The organism is Kangiella sp. (genome assembly GCF_048265365.1).
Classification (GTDB): domain Bacteria; phylum Pseudomonadota; class Gammaproteobacteria; order Enterobacterales; family Kangiellaceae; genus Kangiella.
Window position 1 is genome coordinate 1,227,573 of the sequence record NZ_JBLXBT010000001.1, and the last position, 17,115, is coordinate 1,244,687.

15 protein-coding genes and 1 pseudogene are annotated in these 17,115 nt (G+C 44.6%); 9 read left to right on the top strand and 7 right to left on the bottom strand.

What is annotated here, in order from left to right; genetic code table 11:
- Positions 1–5 precede the first annotated feature (5 nt).
- The 5 genes and pseudogenes from ACN0VI_RS05725 to ACN0VI_RS05745 form a co-directional block, all read right to left on the bottom strand.
- The gene (locus ACN0VI_RS05725; RefSeq protein WP_417446069.1) at positions 6–1,724 is read right to left on the bottom strand and encodes a L,D-transpeptidase family protein; all 1,719 of its coding nucleotides are present in this window, start codon (positions 1,722–1,724) and stop codon (positions 6–8) included.
- A gap of 433 nt (positions 1,725–2,157) precedes the next feature.
- Positions 2,158–2,847, bottom strand: a complete 690-nt coding sequence (locus ACN0VI_RS05730) for a gamma-glutamyl-gamma-aminobutyrate hydrolase family protein (protein ID WP_417446070.1) — start codon at positions 2,845–2,847, stop codon at positions 2,158–2,160.
- Positions 2,832–3,830, bottom strand: coding sequence for an amidoligase family protein (locus tag ACN0VI_RS05735; protein ID WP_417446071.1), 999 nt, complete (start codon positions 3,828–3,830; stop codon positions 2,832–2,834). The genes ACN0VI_RS05730 and ACN0VI_RS05735 overlap by 16 nt, the downstream gene beginning before the upstream one ends.
- Positions 3,831–4,033: 203 nt before the next feature.
- Positions 4,034–4,330 (bottom strand): annotated as a pseudogene (locus ACN0VI_RS05740) (glutathione binding-like protein); the annotation flags it as partial.
- Positions 4,331–4,391: 61 nt separating this feature from the next.
- Positions 4,392–4,808: a GFA family protein gene (locus ACN0VI_RS05745; RefSeq protein ID WP_417446072.1), complete on the bottom strand. Its 417-nt coding sequence runs from the start codon at positions 4,806–4,808 to the stop codon at positions 4,392–4,394.
- Positions 4,809–5,519: 711 nt separating this feature from the next.
- On the opposite strand from ACN0VI_RS05745, the gene ACN0VI_RS05750 reads away from it, so the two are divergent.
- Together ACN0VI_RS05750 and ACN0VI_RS05755 are read left to right on the top strand one after the other, a co-directional pair.
- Complete coding sequence (locus ACN0VI_RS05750; RefSeq protein ID WP_417446073.1) at positions 5,520–6,149, top strand: SatD family protein; 630 nt, start codon at positions 5,520–5,522, stop codon at positions 6,147–6,149.
- A gap of 34 nt (positions 6,150–6,183) precedes the next feature.
- The gene (locus tag ACN0VI_RS05755) at positions 6,184–6,921 is read left to right on the top strand and encodes a DUF3307 domain-containing protein (protein ID WP_417446074.1); all 738 of its coding nucleotides are present in this window, start codon (positions 6,184–6,186) and stop codon (positions 6,919–6,921) included.
- Here the strand turns inward: ACN0VI_RS05755 and ACN0VI_RS05760 are convergent.
- Positions 6,918–7,769, bottom strand: coding sequence for a DUF6279 family lipoprotein (locus ACN0VI_RS05760; RefSeq protein ID WP_417446075.1), 852 nt, complete (start codon positions 7,767–7,769; stop codon positions 6,918–6,920). The genes ACN0VI_RS05755 and ACN0VI_RS05760 overlap by 4 nt on opposite strands.
- A gap of 189 nt (positions 7,770–7,958) precedes the next feature.
- Here ACN0VI_RS05760 and ACN0VI_RS05765 point away from each other — a divergent pair, with 189 nt between their 5' ends.
- A complete protein-coding gene (locus ACN0VI_RS05765; protein ID WP_417446076.1) occupies positions 7,959–10,085 on the top strand; it encodes a pilin in 2,127 nt (708 codons plus the stop codon).
- 111 nt (positions 10,086–10,196) lie between these two features.
- Here the strand turns inward: ACN0VI_RS05765 and ACN0VI_RS05770 are convergent, their stop codons facing one another.
- Positions 10,197–10,817, bottom strand: a complete 621-nt coding sequence (locus ACN0VI_RS05770; RefSeq protein ID WP_417446077.1) for an FKBP-type peptidyl-prolyl cis-trans isomerase — start codon at positions 10,815–10,817, stop codon at positions 10,197–10,199.
- Positions 10,818–11,000: 183 nt separating this feature from the next.
- On the opposite strand from ACN0VI_RS05770, the gene ACN0VI_RS05775 reads away from it, so the two are divergent.
- The 6 genes from ACN0VI_RS05775 (at position 11,001) to ACN0VI_RS05800 (ending at position 17,084) form a co-directional block, all read left to right on the top strand.
- Positions 11,001–11,906: a recombination-associated protein RdgC gene (locus tag ACN0VI_RS05775; RefSeq protein WP_417446078.1), complete on the top strand. Its 906-nt coding sequence runs from the start codon at positions 11,001–11,003 to the stop codon at positions 11,904–11,906.
- A gap of 3 nt (positions 11,907–11,909) precedes the next feature.
- Positions 11,910–13,334 carry a TonB-dependent receptor gene (locus ACN0VI_RS05780; RefSeq protein ID WP_331892903.1) on the top strand — a complete coding sequence of 475 codons (1,425 nt, stop codon included), beginning with the start codon at positions 11,910–11,912 and terminating at the stop codon, positions 13,332–13,334.
- Between the two features lie 133 nt (positions 13,335–13,467).
- Positions 13,468–14,361 carry a prenyltransferase gene (locus tag ACN0VI_RS05785; protein WP_417446079.1) on the top strand — a complete coding sequence of 298 codons (894 nt, stop codon included), beginning with the start codon at positions 13,468–13,470 and terminating at the stop codon, positions 14,359–14,361.
- Positions 14,362–14,363: 2 nt separating this feature from the next.
- On the top strand, positions 14,364–14,849 hold the full coding sequence (locus tag ACN0VI_RS05790) for a YchJ family protein (RefSeq protein WP_417446080.1): 486 nt from the start codon (positions 14,364–14,366) through the stop codon (positions 14,847–14,849).
- Positions 14,850–14,937: 88 nt separating this feature from the next.
- Positions 14,938–15,783, top strand: coding sequence for an ABC transporter ATP-binding protein (locus ACN0VI_RS05795; RefSeq protein WP_331892906.1), 846 nt, complete (start codon positions 14,938–14,940; stop codon positions 15,781–15,783).
- A 2-nt stretch (positions 15,784–15,785) separates the two neighbouring features.
- Positions 15,786–17,084, top strand: a complete 1,299-nt coding sequence (locus tag ACN0VI_RS05800) for an ABC transporter permease (protein WP_417446081.1) — start codon at positions 15,786–15,788, stop codon at positions 17,082–17,084.
- The last annotated feature ends 31 nt before the right edge of the window (positions 17,085–17,115 follow it).

The window sequence follows — 17,115 nt, forward strand, 5'->3', positions numbered from 1 at the left end:
GGGAGTTAGCGCAAGAGAAAACTTGCCGCTGGTTGTTGAAGTGCCTGATACAACTTGGAGTCGCGATTATAGATGTCCGCCCGAAACTGAATCGTGTGATTCTGATCTAAGTAAACAGTCCTATATTCCAACCGTATTGGCACGGATGTCTGTAAATATACAGTGTTTGTGTGTTTTTTGTGCAATTGATTTTTTATATCGATGTCGCTTAGTCCATCCGATCTAAGCAGCCACCAGAGTAATTCTATGGGCTCCTGAAGTCGAACACAGCCGGAACTAAAGGCCCTTAACTCATTGTTAAATAGCGACTTAGCTGGGGTGTCATGCAGGTAGACCTGATGGGTATTGGGGAACATGAATTTAACCTGTCCCAGTGCATTATTGAGTCCGGGAGCCTGCACTAATCGGTAAGGAAATCGAGATCTTGAGAACTGATTCCAATCGATATCGGTCGGATTTTCAATTTTCACGTCCTGTAAATAGACACTAAAATGATTATCCAGCAAGTATTGAGGGTTTTCCTGGATGAGCGGAAGTTTATCTTGCGTGGCCAATTTCCAGGGTACTACCCAGGTAGGATTCAAGACCAAATACTGGATTTCATCTTCAAAGATTGGGGTTGGGCGGTTGACCTGACCAACAATTACAGCTGCTCGCAGGCCTACCTCGCCATCCACCAACGCTACCAGTTCGTAGCTGGCTATATTCACCTTAATCAAACGCTTAACCGGTTTACGGTCATACCAACGGATCCGCTCAAGATTAACCGCGAGCTGTTCGATACGTTGCGGAGGAGGGATATTTAAAGTCGTGATAGTGTTTTTTCCCAAAACACCATCCACCTTGAGGCCGTGGCGTAATTGAAAAGTTTCCACCGCACGAATTAAATCATCCCCGTATACCAACTCGTAAGGCGCTTCATTCGTCCAATCTGCTGATAAATCCCCCCAAAACATCAGACGCTCGGCGATGGCGCTCAAGCGTGGGTCACTGGTTTGCGGTTTAATGGCTGGCATTAACGCCAGTTCAGGCCAAGCTGGAGGAGCGCGGCTGGAAAGTGAGGTCAAGTATTCTTTGAGCGCCTGGTACTCGCGCGAATCAGGTTCAACTTGTTTGAAATAGTCGGCAAGGCTTGACGCATTGAGCGCTCTATTTAACCAATGCACAGGATCAACCAACGGCTTAGTCACCTCCGTTTCATTAAAAATTAGGTTTGGATTAACTTTCCCGGATTGCAGATGTTGAGTCAGAGTTAAAAGGGCATCGGTTTGCAGTACATCGCACTCGGCAACCAGGTGTTGCGCCGGTATCAGACATCGGTCCCGCAGCAACCGCAAGTGGTAATCGCTCGCTAACAGACCGTGTAAATGGACTTGCTGCAAATAGGCTATCAGCTCTCGCAAAGGGCTATGCTCTCGATACAGAGGCTGCCAAAGGTGAACAAATCCCTTGGCATCATAAAAGTCATAAAGAGCAGGCGCATTGGCCAGGTAAGTGCCCAGTTGAGGCAAACGGCCAGTTATCAGGTGGTATTGTAAACTGGCTTGGATGGCAGACACAGGCCGCTGAGGATTTTCTGTATCAACAGACTTATTATCAGGAATAAACAACAAGGGAGGCGTTTGAGCCAATAGCTGAGGGCTAAAAACACAAATCGCGGCTAGGGCTGCCACTTTAATATAAAAGTAGCACCACGCAGCGCAAATCTTCAGCCCAAACGGCATATCAAAACTCCAATTTTTGTACCAGCTTCCCAGCTCTATCCAGTATAGACCTTTCCCAGTAGTTTAACGATCAGTCTCAGGAAAAGCTTTGTAAAATTTTTCTAAAATGCACAAGTGGTAGCGTGTTGTTTTGATGGGAAGAAGGGCTGCAAGGGCAGGGGCTGCTTAGTGACGAAACGGTAGAACAAACTTATAGATCATCTGGTGCGTCACGACGCACCCTACAAAGATTACGAACTCTCCAACACTGTCATCTGGCTCACAGGCAGTTTTTTGCTCCTGCAAAACCTCCAAACGCTGCCAGCCTGAATAGTGAACAACGGAAATCACCAAGCAGTTACAAAAAAACATCGACTGATTAAAAGTGTTTACTTGTTAGAGTGGGCACTATTGTATCTGGGACTTCTAAACTCGATAAGCTAATCCAAGCCTTTCAATGCTGATTGTTAACAGCGCATGTCACCAGGGCTTTAAAGATAGCTCGCTGAGATTTCATGTATAGCAAAAATTCGGGATGCCACTGCACTCCTAGCACAAATGGTATCGCTGGAGCTTCAATAGCTTGAACAATCTTATCCGCATCTCTGCCGGTAACTATTAAGTTTTGACCGACTTTATCAATACCCTGATTATGCAGGCTGTTAATTTTAGAAGGATTACTTCCCATAATTGACAGGAGTAAACTGTTACCTGCTTCTGGTGTGTCGGATTTGTAGAGGGTTTTTAACGGAAATATAGTCCACCGGTTTGAGGTTTTTACGCGATGCAGATGAAGCTGCTGAAACAATGTTCCTCCGCAAGCAACATTAAGCAGTTGAGCTCCTCGGCATATTCCTAGTAACGGCAGGTTTCGCTTCAAGGCATCTTTAATAATTTTCATTTCAAAAGCATCGCGAGCGCTATCGTATTTTGGCTCCACTTCCGGCTCTGTAGCATACAACACAGGTTCAACATCATGCCCGCCAGTGATCACCACGCCATCATATTCGTGCTGAAACTGTTCGTCGCCCGGTCGCAATTGTAGCGGGCGCCCACCGTAGAGACGAATGGCCCATGCCACCAATAACCTGGGGCCAAAGGCACCTTTATTGGGTCCAGTAATCGCAATTACGGGTTTAGCCATTGTTTCTCCAATATCTTGCTCCAGTCGGTAAAAAGTCGCTTCAAGGGGCTTCTCAAATATTCTTCATAAGCTTGGCAACAAGCTTGTAAGCGATTTTCATCGGCAGCAAGACGTTCTACCTCAACCCAGTCGTTCCATGCTTTGTATATTCCCCATTTAGGGTTATCAATATCACAATTGGGTAGCCGATAATGAAACGTTGGGCGTGCCTTTATCAGTTCATCATCGGTTTTATCAAGTACTCGCTGTTCATCCAAGTGCTTAAACAGAGGCAGCATATCAAGGGCTCGGTTGCGGGTTGGGTTATCCATCAGGTAGTCATCAATCAGATCTGTCAGCTCAGGCCTGTAATCGGTTTTGATGATCTTCTTAATGTATGCAGTAGGGAAGGGGTCTACATAGCTGGTTATCCGGCGCGTAAGATCAATATCGGCACGCTTATAAAGCCAATCATAAAGACACATGAAAGCCTTCAAACAAGCAGTAATATGGTTTGCTTCATGGCTGGCTAATTCAGGATTAAGTTGCAAGCCGAACGCATTAACAGCTCTGTCAGCCGTACCTTTAGCTCCTTTTTTGCGTAAACATTTAACTAAGCCCTCAACATCCTTCAATCTGTCCAAAGGTAGAGGTGGGCTGATAACTTCTACTGGCACCAGCGCTTTTGCTGCCCACGCCAACAGCTCTTCGCTAGAACGGTTAACCTTATCAGAAAATGTTTTATCTCCCAGCTCCTTGCGACCCATTTTTTTGAGCCGGTCGTAATCTAATTCGACAGTCCATTCTCCCGCATTATCACCTTTCAGTGTTCTAACATAGCGCCCATCAGAGGAAGTCGTGAGGTTAAAATGATTAGCGACCAACGATGCGATCGTATCAAGTTCGAGACCGCTCATTTCAAGCTCCACCCCAATCCGCCGAGTCTTACCATCGGCATTCTTAAGCCAGGGTGGCGATTTTAATTTCAGATCCGCATTAGGCATTTTGTACCCCTTAAACTAAATTCAAAAAGACGGATGGTCTTTACGCGCGATACCTTTCTGCTAAGCATGGGCACCGGTAAAAATTCTACTAGCTTATGGCATTGATACAGCCAAGTTATCCTCATCTATTAGTAACGACTTCATTCATTAAGACTAAATGATTAACCTCAGGGCAACAACCTTAAAACTAACTGAATTAAGATTTAGAACATGCCAATATAGTTGTCTAATGCCTGTATCCTGCTTATCCATGCTGAAACAGCGGGGTAGTGGCTCAGATCGAATCCACCTTCATGAGCGACATGAGTATAACCATAAAGGCTAATATCCGCTGTGGTGAATGATTCGCCGGTCAGATAAGGTGTAGTGGACAGCTGCTTTTCCATGATCGATAAAGCCTTATGGCCACCCGCTTGTTTTGCCTCATACTCATCGCGTCGATCGTCAGGTAACCCGAGATACTTTGCGATAAAGCGGGCAACCGCAATATAAGGCTTATTGATGCACAAGCCTTCTTTTAAAAGCAAAAGGAGCCTTATTATCGCTCACTTATTGAGCTAACTATTGAACATCAGCGCGACTTGGCTCATATGAATCATAGCGGGGCAAATCAGTATCCAGATCATCCCAATTAGCTTTTGATGAAACAAAGTTATGGGAAATCGGACGCTCAACGATGTCTGAATCCAAAATCCCCAATCGTAAACGGAGTCGGTCGGGTGATTGCTCGTTGCTACTGTAAATGGGCGACGCACAGGTCTTGCAAAAGTGGCGTTTTTTACCGGGCGATGTTTCGTAAAACGTTAAAGAATCTTGTCCAGTTTTAATGACGAGATCTTCTGTGTTAATGAAGCCGTTTGTAGCGTAAGCCGTACCGCTATTTTTTCTGCACTTTGAGCAGTGGCAATGAATAATGGACTCTATTTTACCGTGAACTTCTATCGTCACGGCGCTGCATAAACAGCTACCTTGGTACATAATGCTATCTTTAGTCATAACGCAAATTAGGCTTGAATGAATTGTTATGCGCTAAGCCAGAAAGTAAGGCGGAAAGAGTCTAACGAACTCTGTTGAAGGGGTTGGCAGCGATCTTTGTAACTGCTCATTCCGCGTCGTCTGTGTTTGGAGTCTTCTTCTTAAGTAGCCCGCTTATGCCAATAATGCAAAACATAGCGCCAATCCCATAGAAGGAAATGTCGTTTCCGATGTATCCCGCAATTAGAAACAGGATGCCGGCGACCCCAAAAAAAGCTGGGGCATATCGATTCGAAGGGGTAGAACTCATAGCGTTGTTCCTATCAGATTGTGGGCGCATGTCAGAGTGCCCTAACATTATATTACCAGACATCGCTGATAACCTTTTGATTTTAAATTGTTTATTTTAATTCTAGTTTCCCCAGCTAATACCCTATTAAATCGAACATGTCTATTCTGGTATCGCTTACTTTTCTCAGACTGCTTTTTACCGGAGGAGAGTAGATAAGGCTTTATAATAGTTAGGTTTTTTGGTATTGCAATGAGTTTGTGGGATTAGGTGCAAGGGAGCAGTAACAAAATTTCGATAGGGAGAGGCTGAATAACTGGATCTTTTTGGGTTGTAATTTCGATAACAATAATCGATTACCGATGTATAATCGGCAATTATATGTATAATTGACAATATACATCTTAAAGCGTATAAAATAGCTTATGAGTACAAAGAATATACCTACAGTCGCGGTTATTACCGGTGATATTATTAATTCTAGAGCCAAGAAGGATTCTAAGGATTGGCTTGAGCCTTTGAAACAGGCGTTGGCGACTTTGGGTGAGTCTCCTCGTCAGTGGCAGGTTTACCGTGGTGACAGTTTTCAGCTACGGCTGGATAAGCCTGAGTTTGCTTTAGACATTGCGGTCTGGTTGAAAGCGGTGGTGCGTTCGACCAAAGGTCTGGATGTACGTATGGCGGTGGGGATTGGTGATATGTCTTATAAGGCCGATTCGATTCTTGAGTCGAATGGATCGGCTTTTGTTCATTCCGGTGATCTGTTCGACAGCCTTAAAAAGCGGACCTTGGCGATTAAGACGCCTTGGGATGAGGTGGATGAGTTGTTGAACCTGAATCTCAAGCTGGCCTTATTGACGATGGATGGCTGGTCCGCGTCCAGTGCTGAGGTAGTGCGCGCCAGTATGCAAAAGCCGAATGCGACGCAGACAGAAATTGCAGAAGTGTTAGGTATTACTCAAAGTCGAGTCAGTGAGCGACAGAATCGGTCGGGGTTCGATGCTATTATGGAGATGTTGGCTTACAGCCAGAAGCTGATTAAGCAGCACTTATAATTTCACCCTATTCTAAGGATTCAGTGGGTACCCTATGACATTACTCTTCTTAAAATTATTACTGGCGCATCTGGTCGCTGATTTTGTCATTCAACCGTTAAAGTGGATTAAGGATAAGGAGCAGAAGGCGTTTGCTTCGACTGGTTTGATTTATCATGCCGGTGTCCATGCTTTACTTTATGCCATCGCTTTTTCGTTTAATCCGCAATACTGGTTAGGCTTTACTATTCTGGTGGTGACGCACTATCTGATTGATGGTTTTAAGTGTATTGCAGGGCGCTATGCCGATAACTATAGCGGTCCTGATTCTTTGATGAACCGACGGACGTTCTTTGTGATCGATCAGATATTGCATCTGGCGATTATTGCTTTTGTGGTGTCTTTGTATTTCTCAGGCATAAGCGAGTGGGTCATTCCACAGGAAAAGATCTTGGCGTTAGCCATCGCGGTGCTTCTTTTAACCCGTGTCTCTTCGATTATTATCAAAGTGGTTATTTCACGCTGGGCGCCATTGAATGTTTATGATGGTGATCACTCACTGGCCAATGCCGGTAGTTTTATCGGAATGCTGGAGCGCCTGTTTATCTTTGTGTTTATTCTTTCGGGTAACTGGCATGGTATTGGCTTTTTGCTTGCCGCCAAATCGGTGTTCCGCTTTGGCGATTTAAAAGAAGCTCATGATCGAAAACTGACTGAGTATATTTTGATTGGTACTTTAATCAGCTTCGGATTGGCGATAACTGTTGGCCTTGCTTATTTGCACCTGATCTAATCATCGATCAGGTCTTCAAAATCTTCGCGATAGTCTTCAATTTCGCTGATTACGTGACGTTTTTGTTTGGCACTTAATGTGCGGTACATTTTTAGCTGGTATTCTTTATAAATATTACCGTTATAGTCACGTATCGCATTCATCTCTTCGCCGCCGACCTGGTATGGGTCAGTAATCAGGCTTTTAATCGCTGCTTGTCCGGATTCGCTTTTGCGTTCAGCTAGTGCAGTACGGAAGGCATCACGCCATTTTGCTCGATATTGGTGGGTGGCTTCGCCGGAAGATTTAAGCAAGCTGGCCATTTCTTTGATCAATTTTTCTTGTTCATCGGTAAGGCTTCCAATCCATTCATCAAAGCTATCTTCGAGTCGCTCGAGTCTTTCTTCCTGTCGCTCTTCATCGGTGAGTTCTTGGAATTCTTCGTATTGTTCTTTAGCTTCTTTGTCGAGATTATCCATCAACTGCTTAATCTGTTCATCGGTCAGGCTGGCAGTCTGAGCGACTAGATCGTCGCTTAGCTCATCAAGCAGGGTATCATAAAAGCCGCGAATATCTCGGCGGTAGCGGTCATAGGTTTGGTGTATGGCGCCGGACTTAATATCGGCTTCCATGCGGTTGAGCATGGAGACATATTTTGGCAGTTCATTGGAACGATGCCATTCGGTTTTCAACTCTAGCAGTGTTTCGAGTGTGTCTTCCTGCTGACTACTGAGCTCAACGTAATCATCTAAATACCAGGGCACCACCCAGTCCATGCGGTTATACCAGAACTTAATACCACAAGCTTGTAACAAGAATATGGACAGAAGTACTATTAGCAAACGTGAACTTTTATTGTGGATGGTCATGTTTTTCCTTGGTCTAGTTTTATACACTTTGTTTGTGTCGTACGTTAACGCACTTAACTATAAGCGATTCGAGTGAAGAATCTGTCAATTAGTTCCATGTTTCACACTATAGGCCTATAGGGTAGAATAAGCAGGTTTTTTTGAATCATAAATTAAAGACTTAATGACCATAACAAAAGAGGGAATAGAATGAAGCGTTTTGTTGGAGCCTTTGCGGCAAGTTTAGTGCTTTTTGTGGCGGCTTGCTCAGACGATAAAAAAGAGACGGTTAAACCAGCCGACAAACCATTAGTTCAAGCAGCCTGGTTGCAGGCGTCACTTCCGGACAGCACTGTAGCTTATTCGCGTGTGCCAACTGCCTGGTTCCTGTTCACAGGGCAGGAAAATGGTTTCAAATTAGCTCAAAATAACCAAGCTCACAATCAGCAGGTTCAAGCCATTCAAGCTGCGCTGAACCAAAATATCTTGAGTCATCTTGAAGCACCAGTGGATGCCGTGGCGAAACTGTTTGTTGAACATATGACTTCGCCACTTGAAGTCGCCTTTATTCAAGAGTCAGCAGGAAAGCCAATGCCAGTTATGGTGTATGCAACGCGCTTTAACTTTGCAGACAACAAGGCATTTAATGACACTTTGGTAGCGCTAACCACAGACTTAAAGTCTCAGGGAATCCAGCACACGGCTAATGATGATGGTACCGGTTCTTTCTCCATGCCAGGCGCTATGGCACGTTATCAATATGATGCGAAAACTCAGCAGTTTGTTATGGCAACTGGTTTCGCTACCTCATTTACGGTGTTGAGCAACGTGATGGAGTCTCTGAAAGACAATCCGCAACACGCCATGCAGGATATTCATAACCAGATCGATAGTAGCGGCAAAGGCTTATTCGGCTGGGTTAACACCAAGCAGGTGATGCCGATGCTGACCATGAGCTTGCCACCTCAGCAGCTAGAAGAACTTAAGGAGTATGGCCTAGACCAGATGAATGCAATTGGTTTCGGTTATGGCGTCAGCGAAGGCAAAACACGTTTGACCATGCTGGTTGATATGCCAAAGGTGGGGATTCGCGATTTTATTCCTGCGGTTAATAATGATTTCGACATCAAAACAGTGGGAACGCCACGCACCATGGCGATGTTGTCGATTCCAACCTATGAAGAGCAGGTGCGTTTATTCAACAGCATTAATAAAGCCAAAGGCGATAGTGCAAGCCTGGAAGAACTGAACCGGCAGGTAGTTGAGAAACTGGGCTTTAACCTAGAGCAGTTGGGCAGTGTGTTTGGTCCTGAACTGATTTATTTCAGAGATGACGTTGGTGGTTTCACGGCGACTAAAGTGAATGATCCTGAATTGATGCAACAGATGATTGATAGTCTGATCAAAAATGTACAAGGCGACTATCAGGTTACTAAGCATCAAGGCAAAGAAATTCACGGATTAACCTTTAAGGCGATGGCACAGGATGATTTTGCCGATCTGTCTTCGGCAACGCCATTAAGCTTTGAGAAAACTTTTTCCAAGCTTAACTCACGTCTTTACTGGACTATCGAAAACGGTTATCTGATTTACTCATCGGTGCCACAACCACTGATGGAGCGCGCCAAACGTAAGCCAAATATTTCTTTGGCTGAGTGGGTTAAAGAGAAGCAGGGCCAGGATGTGACACATTCACTTTTTGCAGCAACGACTTCGGTCCGTGATTTGTCGCGAAATTCTTACCATTATTATTTAGAAGCCTTGCTGATGGTGGCGGATCTTACCGAAGCTGATTTCGATATCATGGCACTGCCAACTGCTGACCAAATGGATTTTGCTGAATATGGCGCTGTCGGTTTCAAGTTGGATTCGAGCGATAAGTATCTGGGCGTTGAGTTTACTTTTGAGCAAAGTGCCAGTGATATTTTATTTGCCGGTGGTGGTATGCAATCTGCAGCGGTGGTTGGAGTGTTAGCAGCTGTAGCAATTCCTGCTTATCAGGACTATACCAAGCGTGCCAAGTTGGTTCAGGCTACAGCGACTGCCAATAGTTTAAAAAGTCAGGTTGCCTATGCACAAGCGATGGGTGAATCACTTGAAGAGTTGGATTTAGGCAAGCATGGCATTGGTGCTGATTTGTCGTCAGCAGAAGCTATTGAGTATGTTGATGTGGAAGATGGTGTGGTCACTATTTATCTTAATCCCATGACTTTTGGAAATGGTTATTCTGATGTTTATGCAAAATTTGAGCCAATTGTTGAGAAAGATATTATTGTCGGCTGGAATTGCGACTCTAATCTAGACCTCAAATTGCGCGCACGAATTTGTGGGCTTTGATAGGTAAAGCACCAGACTACGAAAGACACACAAAAAAGCCCGCAAAACCTGATGGTCTTGCGGGCTTTCTGCTTTCTCATTAATCAAAAAGCAGAGAGTACTTACTCAAGCTTATGAAACGATATCCATTAATTCAATCTCGAATATCAAAGCCTGGAATGGGCCAATCGCGCCGCCAGCACCTTGTTCGCCATACGCCAACTGATAAGGAACATATAGTTTCCACTTAGAGCCAACAGGCATCATTTGTAAAGCTTCGGTCCAGCCTTTAATCACGCCGCCGACTGGGAATTCCGCTGGTTCGCCACGCTTATATGAGCTGTCGAATTCCTGACCATTAACCAAAGTACCTGCGTAATGTGTACGAACGGTTGAGTCAGCTGTAGGCTTATCGCCAGAACCTTCGGTGATGACTTCGTATTGCAAACCGCTTTCAAGCACAGTCACTTCATCACGCTTGGCATTTTCTGCTAAGAAGGCTTCACCTTCTGCTGCATATTTCTTAGCCATCTCAGCTTGTTCTGCTTGTAGACGCTCTTGCATTGCCATAAAGGCGGCATTGATGTCGTCAGCAGGGATTTGAGGTTCTTGACCAGCGAAAGCATCTTGAATACCGGCAACAACCGCGTCGATTGATACGCCTTCAAAGGCACCTTTCACTTGCTGACCCATTTGTAGACCAATACCGTATGAGGCTTTGGCTTCAGTAGACGAGAAGTCTGGAGTGGACATAAATAATTTCCTAAATTACGAATCAATTAGCTATGTGGGGATGGTTTGTTGAAATTAAAGGCTTTTTGGGCAATTCCTTGATTTGAGACCCCTGAATCAGCAATTTGCTTCTTGCTAGCTATGGCGGACAGGGGCGAATTTCGCCATAATACGCCCCCTAATTCTTGCGCAAATGTAGTCCTCATGTGGTTTCGTAATTGTTATATTTATCACCTCACATCTCCATTTCAACATTCACCCGAAGAGCTGGCAGAGCTTCTTGAAAATCAACGCTTTAGTTCTGTTGGCAGGCAGGATACCGAAACTTTAGGCTGGATTTCTCCATTAAATCGTCAGTTTGAACACCTAGTTCATTCGGCCAATGGCTGCATCTTGCTGTGCCTGCGTAAAGAACAGAAAGTGATTCCGGCCAGTATGGTCAAAGAAACACTGGAAGAACGCGTGTCGACTATTGAAGCCGAAGAAGGCCGCAAGGTGTTTGGCAAAGAAAAAACGGCGCTGAAAGACGATATTCTCAGTTTGTTGAAGCCGAAAGCCTTGAGTAAATCCAGCCACACCTTCGGCTACATCGACCCTCGCCACAAACTGTTAGTCATTAATGCTGGCAGTAATGCCGTTGCGGATAGCTTTATCGAGCTATTGATTGATAGTCTTGGCACGTTGGGTGCCGTTCGATTGATGGGCGAAGAAAGTCCTTCAGCGATTATGAACCGTTGGTTGAAAGAAGGGCTGCCGCATGACTGGACACTAACCGGCCAATATGAATTTAAAGATCCGCAGAATGATCGCGTGGCAAAATTCAAAGACAGCGAAGAATCGAATCCATTGATTGATGATTTACTGGAAGATGGATACTGGGTAGAAAAGCTCGGTATTCGTTATAAAGATCAATTTAATGCAGTGATTCAGTCTGATATGCTGGTAAAAAGCATCAAGTTCGACGATGAGTTGCTCAAAGAAAACGAAGAGATCGACGATATCGAACCGTACGCCAGACTGGACGCCGATTTAGTCTTAATGAGCCAGACGCTGGCAGAATTTATTGCAGAACTGAAAACTGAATTTAAAGTGATTACCGAGAAGGAATAAATTGTGGTTGAACACGATAAAACCCTAACGACCGAACAGAAGGCCCTGGCGGTCAATCTGAATCCTACTCAGTACGGAACCATTGTAGAAATTGGCGCAGGACAAGAAGTCGCGCGCCAGTTCTTCTCAGCAGGCGCTGCCGCCGGAACCATTGCTAAGACCATGTCTGCCTACGACATGCAGGTGAGTGATGATATTTATGGTAAAGCTGGGCGCTACGTTAGCCGTGAGCGCGTTGAGCAGATGCTGGTGCATGAATATGACCTTCTGCATTCGCGACTGGATGAAGTGCGCGCTGAAGATACGCAGTATTTCAGCTATGCAGCAACAGTGACTGCTCGTAGTTACAGTCAGAAGAATGAATGCCATGGCTGGATTGGTATTCGTTTGCAGCTAGATGCCAAAGCACCGCCAAGTGAAATTGTCATGCACGTTCGAATGCTGGATGAAACCAATAAAGAACAATCTGAGGCGCTGGGTATTTTCGGCGTTAACGTGGTTTATGGTGCATTCAATTATCACGAGAATCCAAAAGTTTTTATCGAGTCCTTGCTTGATAATTTGGTCAATGATCTGGGCCAGAAACGCATCGAAGTCGATCTGATTCATTTTGCTGGCCACACCTTTGAAAAAGTCGAAAATCGTCTGATGAATTTGCATCTGGTTCGTTCATGGTGCTGTCGTGCGGTGATGTTCGATGCGAAAGGTAGTTCGGAAGTTCCTGGTAGCATGTTACGTAAAAAGGACGTGCTGGTTATTCGTGGATCCTTCAAGCCACCAACCAAGGTTCACGTCGACATGACCCAGGCCGCTATGAAGCAGTTTCTAGAAGAAGAGGGCGTGCAGGGCGATGAGGTTTTTACGGTAGCTGAAATCACCATGGCAGAACTGGCCAATGATGGTGAGACAGATGATGCAGGTTTTCTGGCGCGTGTCGACTTGCTTAATAAGCTTGGTTACAACGTACTGATTTCCGATTATTTACGTTTCTTCCGTTTGCGTTCCTGGATGCGTCGCTATACACAAAATCGAATTGGTATCGTGCTTAGTATTCTCGACTTCGATCAGCTGTTTAATGAATCCTACTATGACGGCCTTGAAGGTGGCATCTTAGAAGCGATGGGAAAATTGTTTTCCGGCAACACCAATGTTTATGTGTACCCAACTCGAATTGGTGGCCAGTTAGTCACTCTCGACAATGTTGAAGTTGCAGAAAACACCCAGTATTTATTAAAGCACCTGACCGAAAACAAACACCTTGTCGCCACTAAAACCTGGAACGATGAAAACTTACACATTTCCGCGCGCAATATTGCTAAAGAAATACCACTGGGCCAAGGCGACTGGGAAAAGCAGTTACCCGACCCCATACGCGATGAAATCAAAGCCCGCTGCATGTTTGGTTATTGTGAGCTGCCGGAAGAGTAGGGGGTATACGATTAGATAGGTTTGTAGGGTGAGTCATGACGCAGATCCTACCCATAGGGCAACCTCTTTTAGCGCCAATTAATTCAATGGTGCGTCACGACGCACCCTACCAATTATAATAAGCGACTTTATTTTGACCACTCTAAAAACTCTGCTTGGCACAATGCGTTTACCTTTTCTATTACTGACACCCGCGTGTGTGGCGGTTGGTATTGGTACTGCATTTTGGCAAAGCGGTACCCTAAATGGTTTGCACGTATTGCTGATCTTCCTTGGTGCTTTGTCAGGACACATCAGCGTTAATGTTTTCAATGAGTATTTCGATTATAAAAGCGGTTTAGATTCCAAAACACAACGCACGCCTTTCAGTGGTGGTAGCGGTGCTTTGCAGGCTAATCCTGAAGCGGCTAAGGCTACTTTATGGTTTTCCTGGATTACTTTTGCGATTACTGGCTTAATCGGTTTCTACTTCATAGGTGTGCATGGCTGGCAGTTGCTACCGCTTGGTGTGTTTGGCTTGTTATTACTCATCACTTATACCACTTGGTGGGTTTATAATCCTTTGCTGTGTCTTATTGCTCCCGGTCTAGGTTTCGGTATTTTGATGGTTATGGGCACGCACTTTGCTTTAACCGGCGAATATAGCATTACGGCTTTTGTGGCATCATTGCCTGCGACTTTTTTAGTCAGTGGTTTACTGTTGCTGAATCAATTTCCTGATGTGGAAGCTGATCAGTCGATTGGGCGAAAACATTTACCGATAACCATTGGCTTTAGAAAAAGCGCATTCGTCTTGGGTTGCTCCTATCTTTTAACTTACCTGATGATAATCTTAAGCGTGCTAGTGGAAATGCTCCCCATTTATTGCTTGTTGGCATTGACAAGTTCTCCATTGGCTTGGAAAGTATTTCGTGAAGCTAAAGGCTTCAAAGGGGACATTTCTCAATTAATCCCTGCAATGGGGATGAATGTTGCTGTGACTCTTTTAACGCCCGTTTTACTAACTACTGGATTATTTTTAGGATAGATATGAACTCTACCTGCCCCTGTCGCATTAAAGAAAACACTAACCTTCTGGCTTATAGCGATTGCTGTGAGCCTTTTCATTTGGGAAATGCTTTACCCGAAACTCCTGAGCAATTGATGAGATCGCGCTACAGTGCTTATTTCTTGGCGCTGGGTCAGTATATTTTCGACACACATCATGCTGATTACCGAGGTAATGTTTCGGTAGAGGATTTCGAGCACAGTGCTAACTCAACGCAGTGGTGTGGTCTTGAGATTGTTCGAGTGGAGCAGGACGGTGACAGAGGGATGGTCGAGTTTAAAGCCTACTTTCTGGATAAGGAGAAGTTGCATTGCTTACATGAGGCTTCGAACTTTGTACGTGAAAAGGGTCGATGGTTGTATACCGATGGTGAGTTCAAGCCGAAACAGGTAGTTAAAGTATCCAGGAATGATCCTTGCCCATGCGGCAGTGGCAAGAAAGCAAAAAAATGTTGTTTAAATTTATAATTGCACTAAACCTTTTGTGAATTACTTGCATCTAAAGCAAGTTAACGATCAATTAATAAGCTGCTAAAACAATAAGTTAGGAGAAGGGATGATAGAAGTTCGGGGTATTTCTAAACACTACGGTGATCTCAAAGCTGTAGATAATCTTTCGATTACCATTGAGAAGGGACACATTTTTGGTCTGCTAGGGCCCAATGGGGCTGGCAAAAGTACTACTATTTCGATGATGTGTGGCTTGATCAGTCCTGATCAGGGCGCTGTTCAACTCAATGGTGAACAACCTACTGATAAAGCAACGAAACACAAAATTGGTCTGATCCCACAATCGATTGCTCTGTATGAAGAGCTGACGGCGTTGGACAATTTGAGCTTTTTTGCTGACTTATACGGTTTGTCTTCTAGCCTGAAAGCTGAACGTATGGAATGGTCTTTAAAGTTTGTTGGCTTACAGGATCGCGCTAAAGATACTGTGAGCGAATATTCTGGTGGCATGAAACGTCGCTTGAATTTAGCCGCTTCTTTATTGCATGACCCAGAGTATATTTTCATGGATGAACCCACTGCTGGTGTCGATCCTCAATCCCGCAACAAGTTGTTTGAAAGTGTCTTTGAATTAAAAGATTTAGGCAAAACTATTATTTACACCACCCATTACATGGAAGAAGCCGAAAAGCTTTGCGACCGAGTAGGCATTGTCGACAACGGACGCTTGTTGGCGCTGGGAACCGTTGATGAACTGATTGAACAGCATGGTGGTCACTCAAGCGTGAACATTAGTTCTGAGCAGGGAGAAGAAAGCTTTATGACGGCCAATCCGGTGAATGATCTGATGGCTCGCTTAAGAGACTTAAACACGGTGGAGAATTTAAGTTTGCAACGACCAAACCTTGAAACCGTCTTTTTGAATTTAACTGGCAAACAACTGAGGGATTAATGATGAAAGCTGTTATAGCCTTAATGAAGAAAGACTTGAAGTTATTGTTCAAAGATAAAATGGCAGTGTTTTTTACATTTGTTTTCCCTTTACTGTTTGCCTTTTTCTTTGGCTCAATATTCTCTAGTGGTGGTGGTTCGCAGGGTTTGAAAATTGCTGTAGCTGATTTAGATAACACTGAAAAATCACAGGCTTTTGTAGAACAACTCAATGAAGCCAGTGAGTTTGTTGTCACCGAAACGGACGAAGCCAACGCTAAAGAGTTGGTTAGAACCGGTAAGCGGGTAGCCTTTATTATTTTGCCAGAAGGGTTTGGTGAGAATTACGGTGGCATCTTTAGTGGTGAAGCTCCTGAGATCCTGGTTGGCATCGACCCAGCACGCAAAGCTGAAGCGGGTTATCTTGAGGGTTCTTTGATGAAGTTAGGTATTAAGCGCTTCGAGCTTGCCTTTTCAAATGCCAATGAAATGATTAAGCAACTGGATTTCTCGATAGATGATATTCAACAAAGTGATGAAATGCCCGCTGAGTGGAAGTCACTGCTGGGTGATTACTTGCCTAAGTTTAAAGAGCTAACCGAGCAGGAACTTGCTAAGCAATCTGATGGCACTAGTTCGACAGGGTTAAGCTTTGGCGCGGATGGCGACAATCCGATGATGCCGTTGAAGATAACCAAGGAGGAAGTGATGGTGCAGAAGACTGGGCCACGAAATGCTTTCTCCATAACTATTCCGCAAGGCGTTATCTGGGCGATTATGGGCTGTGTCATTGGTTTTGCCATTAGTCTGGTGCGTGAAAAAACGCTCGGGACGTTAGACAGATTAGCGATTGCCCCTATCAGTCGGACTCAGATTTTGGCCGGTAAAGCGTTAGGTTGTTTCGCAGCACAAGCTATGGTGGTGACATTACTGTTTACCATTGCCTATTTCGTGCTCGATGTGCGATTTGATTTTATCAAGCTGTTGCTGGCAGTTCTTGCTGCTGGAATATGTTTCGTCGGCTTCATGATGTTTTTCGCATCGATTACCAAAACAGAACAATCGGTTGCCGGTATGACCAATGCATTCCTGATTATAATGGGGATGATTGGTGGGGCCATGATACCGCTGTTCGCGATGCCAGGCTGGATGCAATCCATCAGTCATATTAGCCCAGTGAAGTGGGCTATTCTGGCGTTTGAAGGAGCCATCTGGCGCGACTTTAGTTATATCGAAATGATGACACCTCTGGCTATTTTGACTGCGATTGGCGTTGTAACCTTCTTTATTGGAACTCGTATGCTAAAATTGAAACAGGCATAAGAGTTAGTACGTCTTATGTGATCTGGATGGT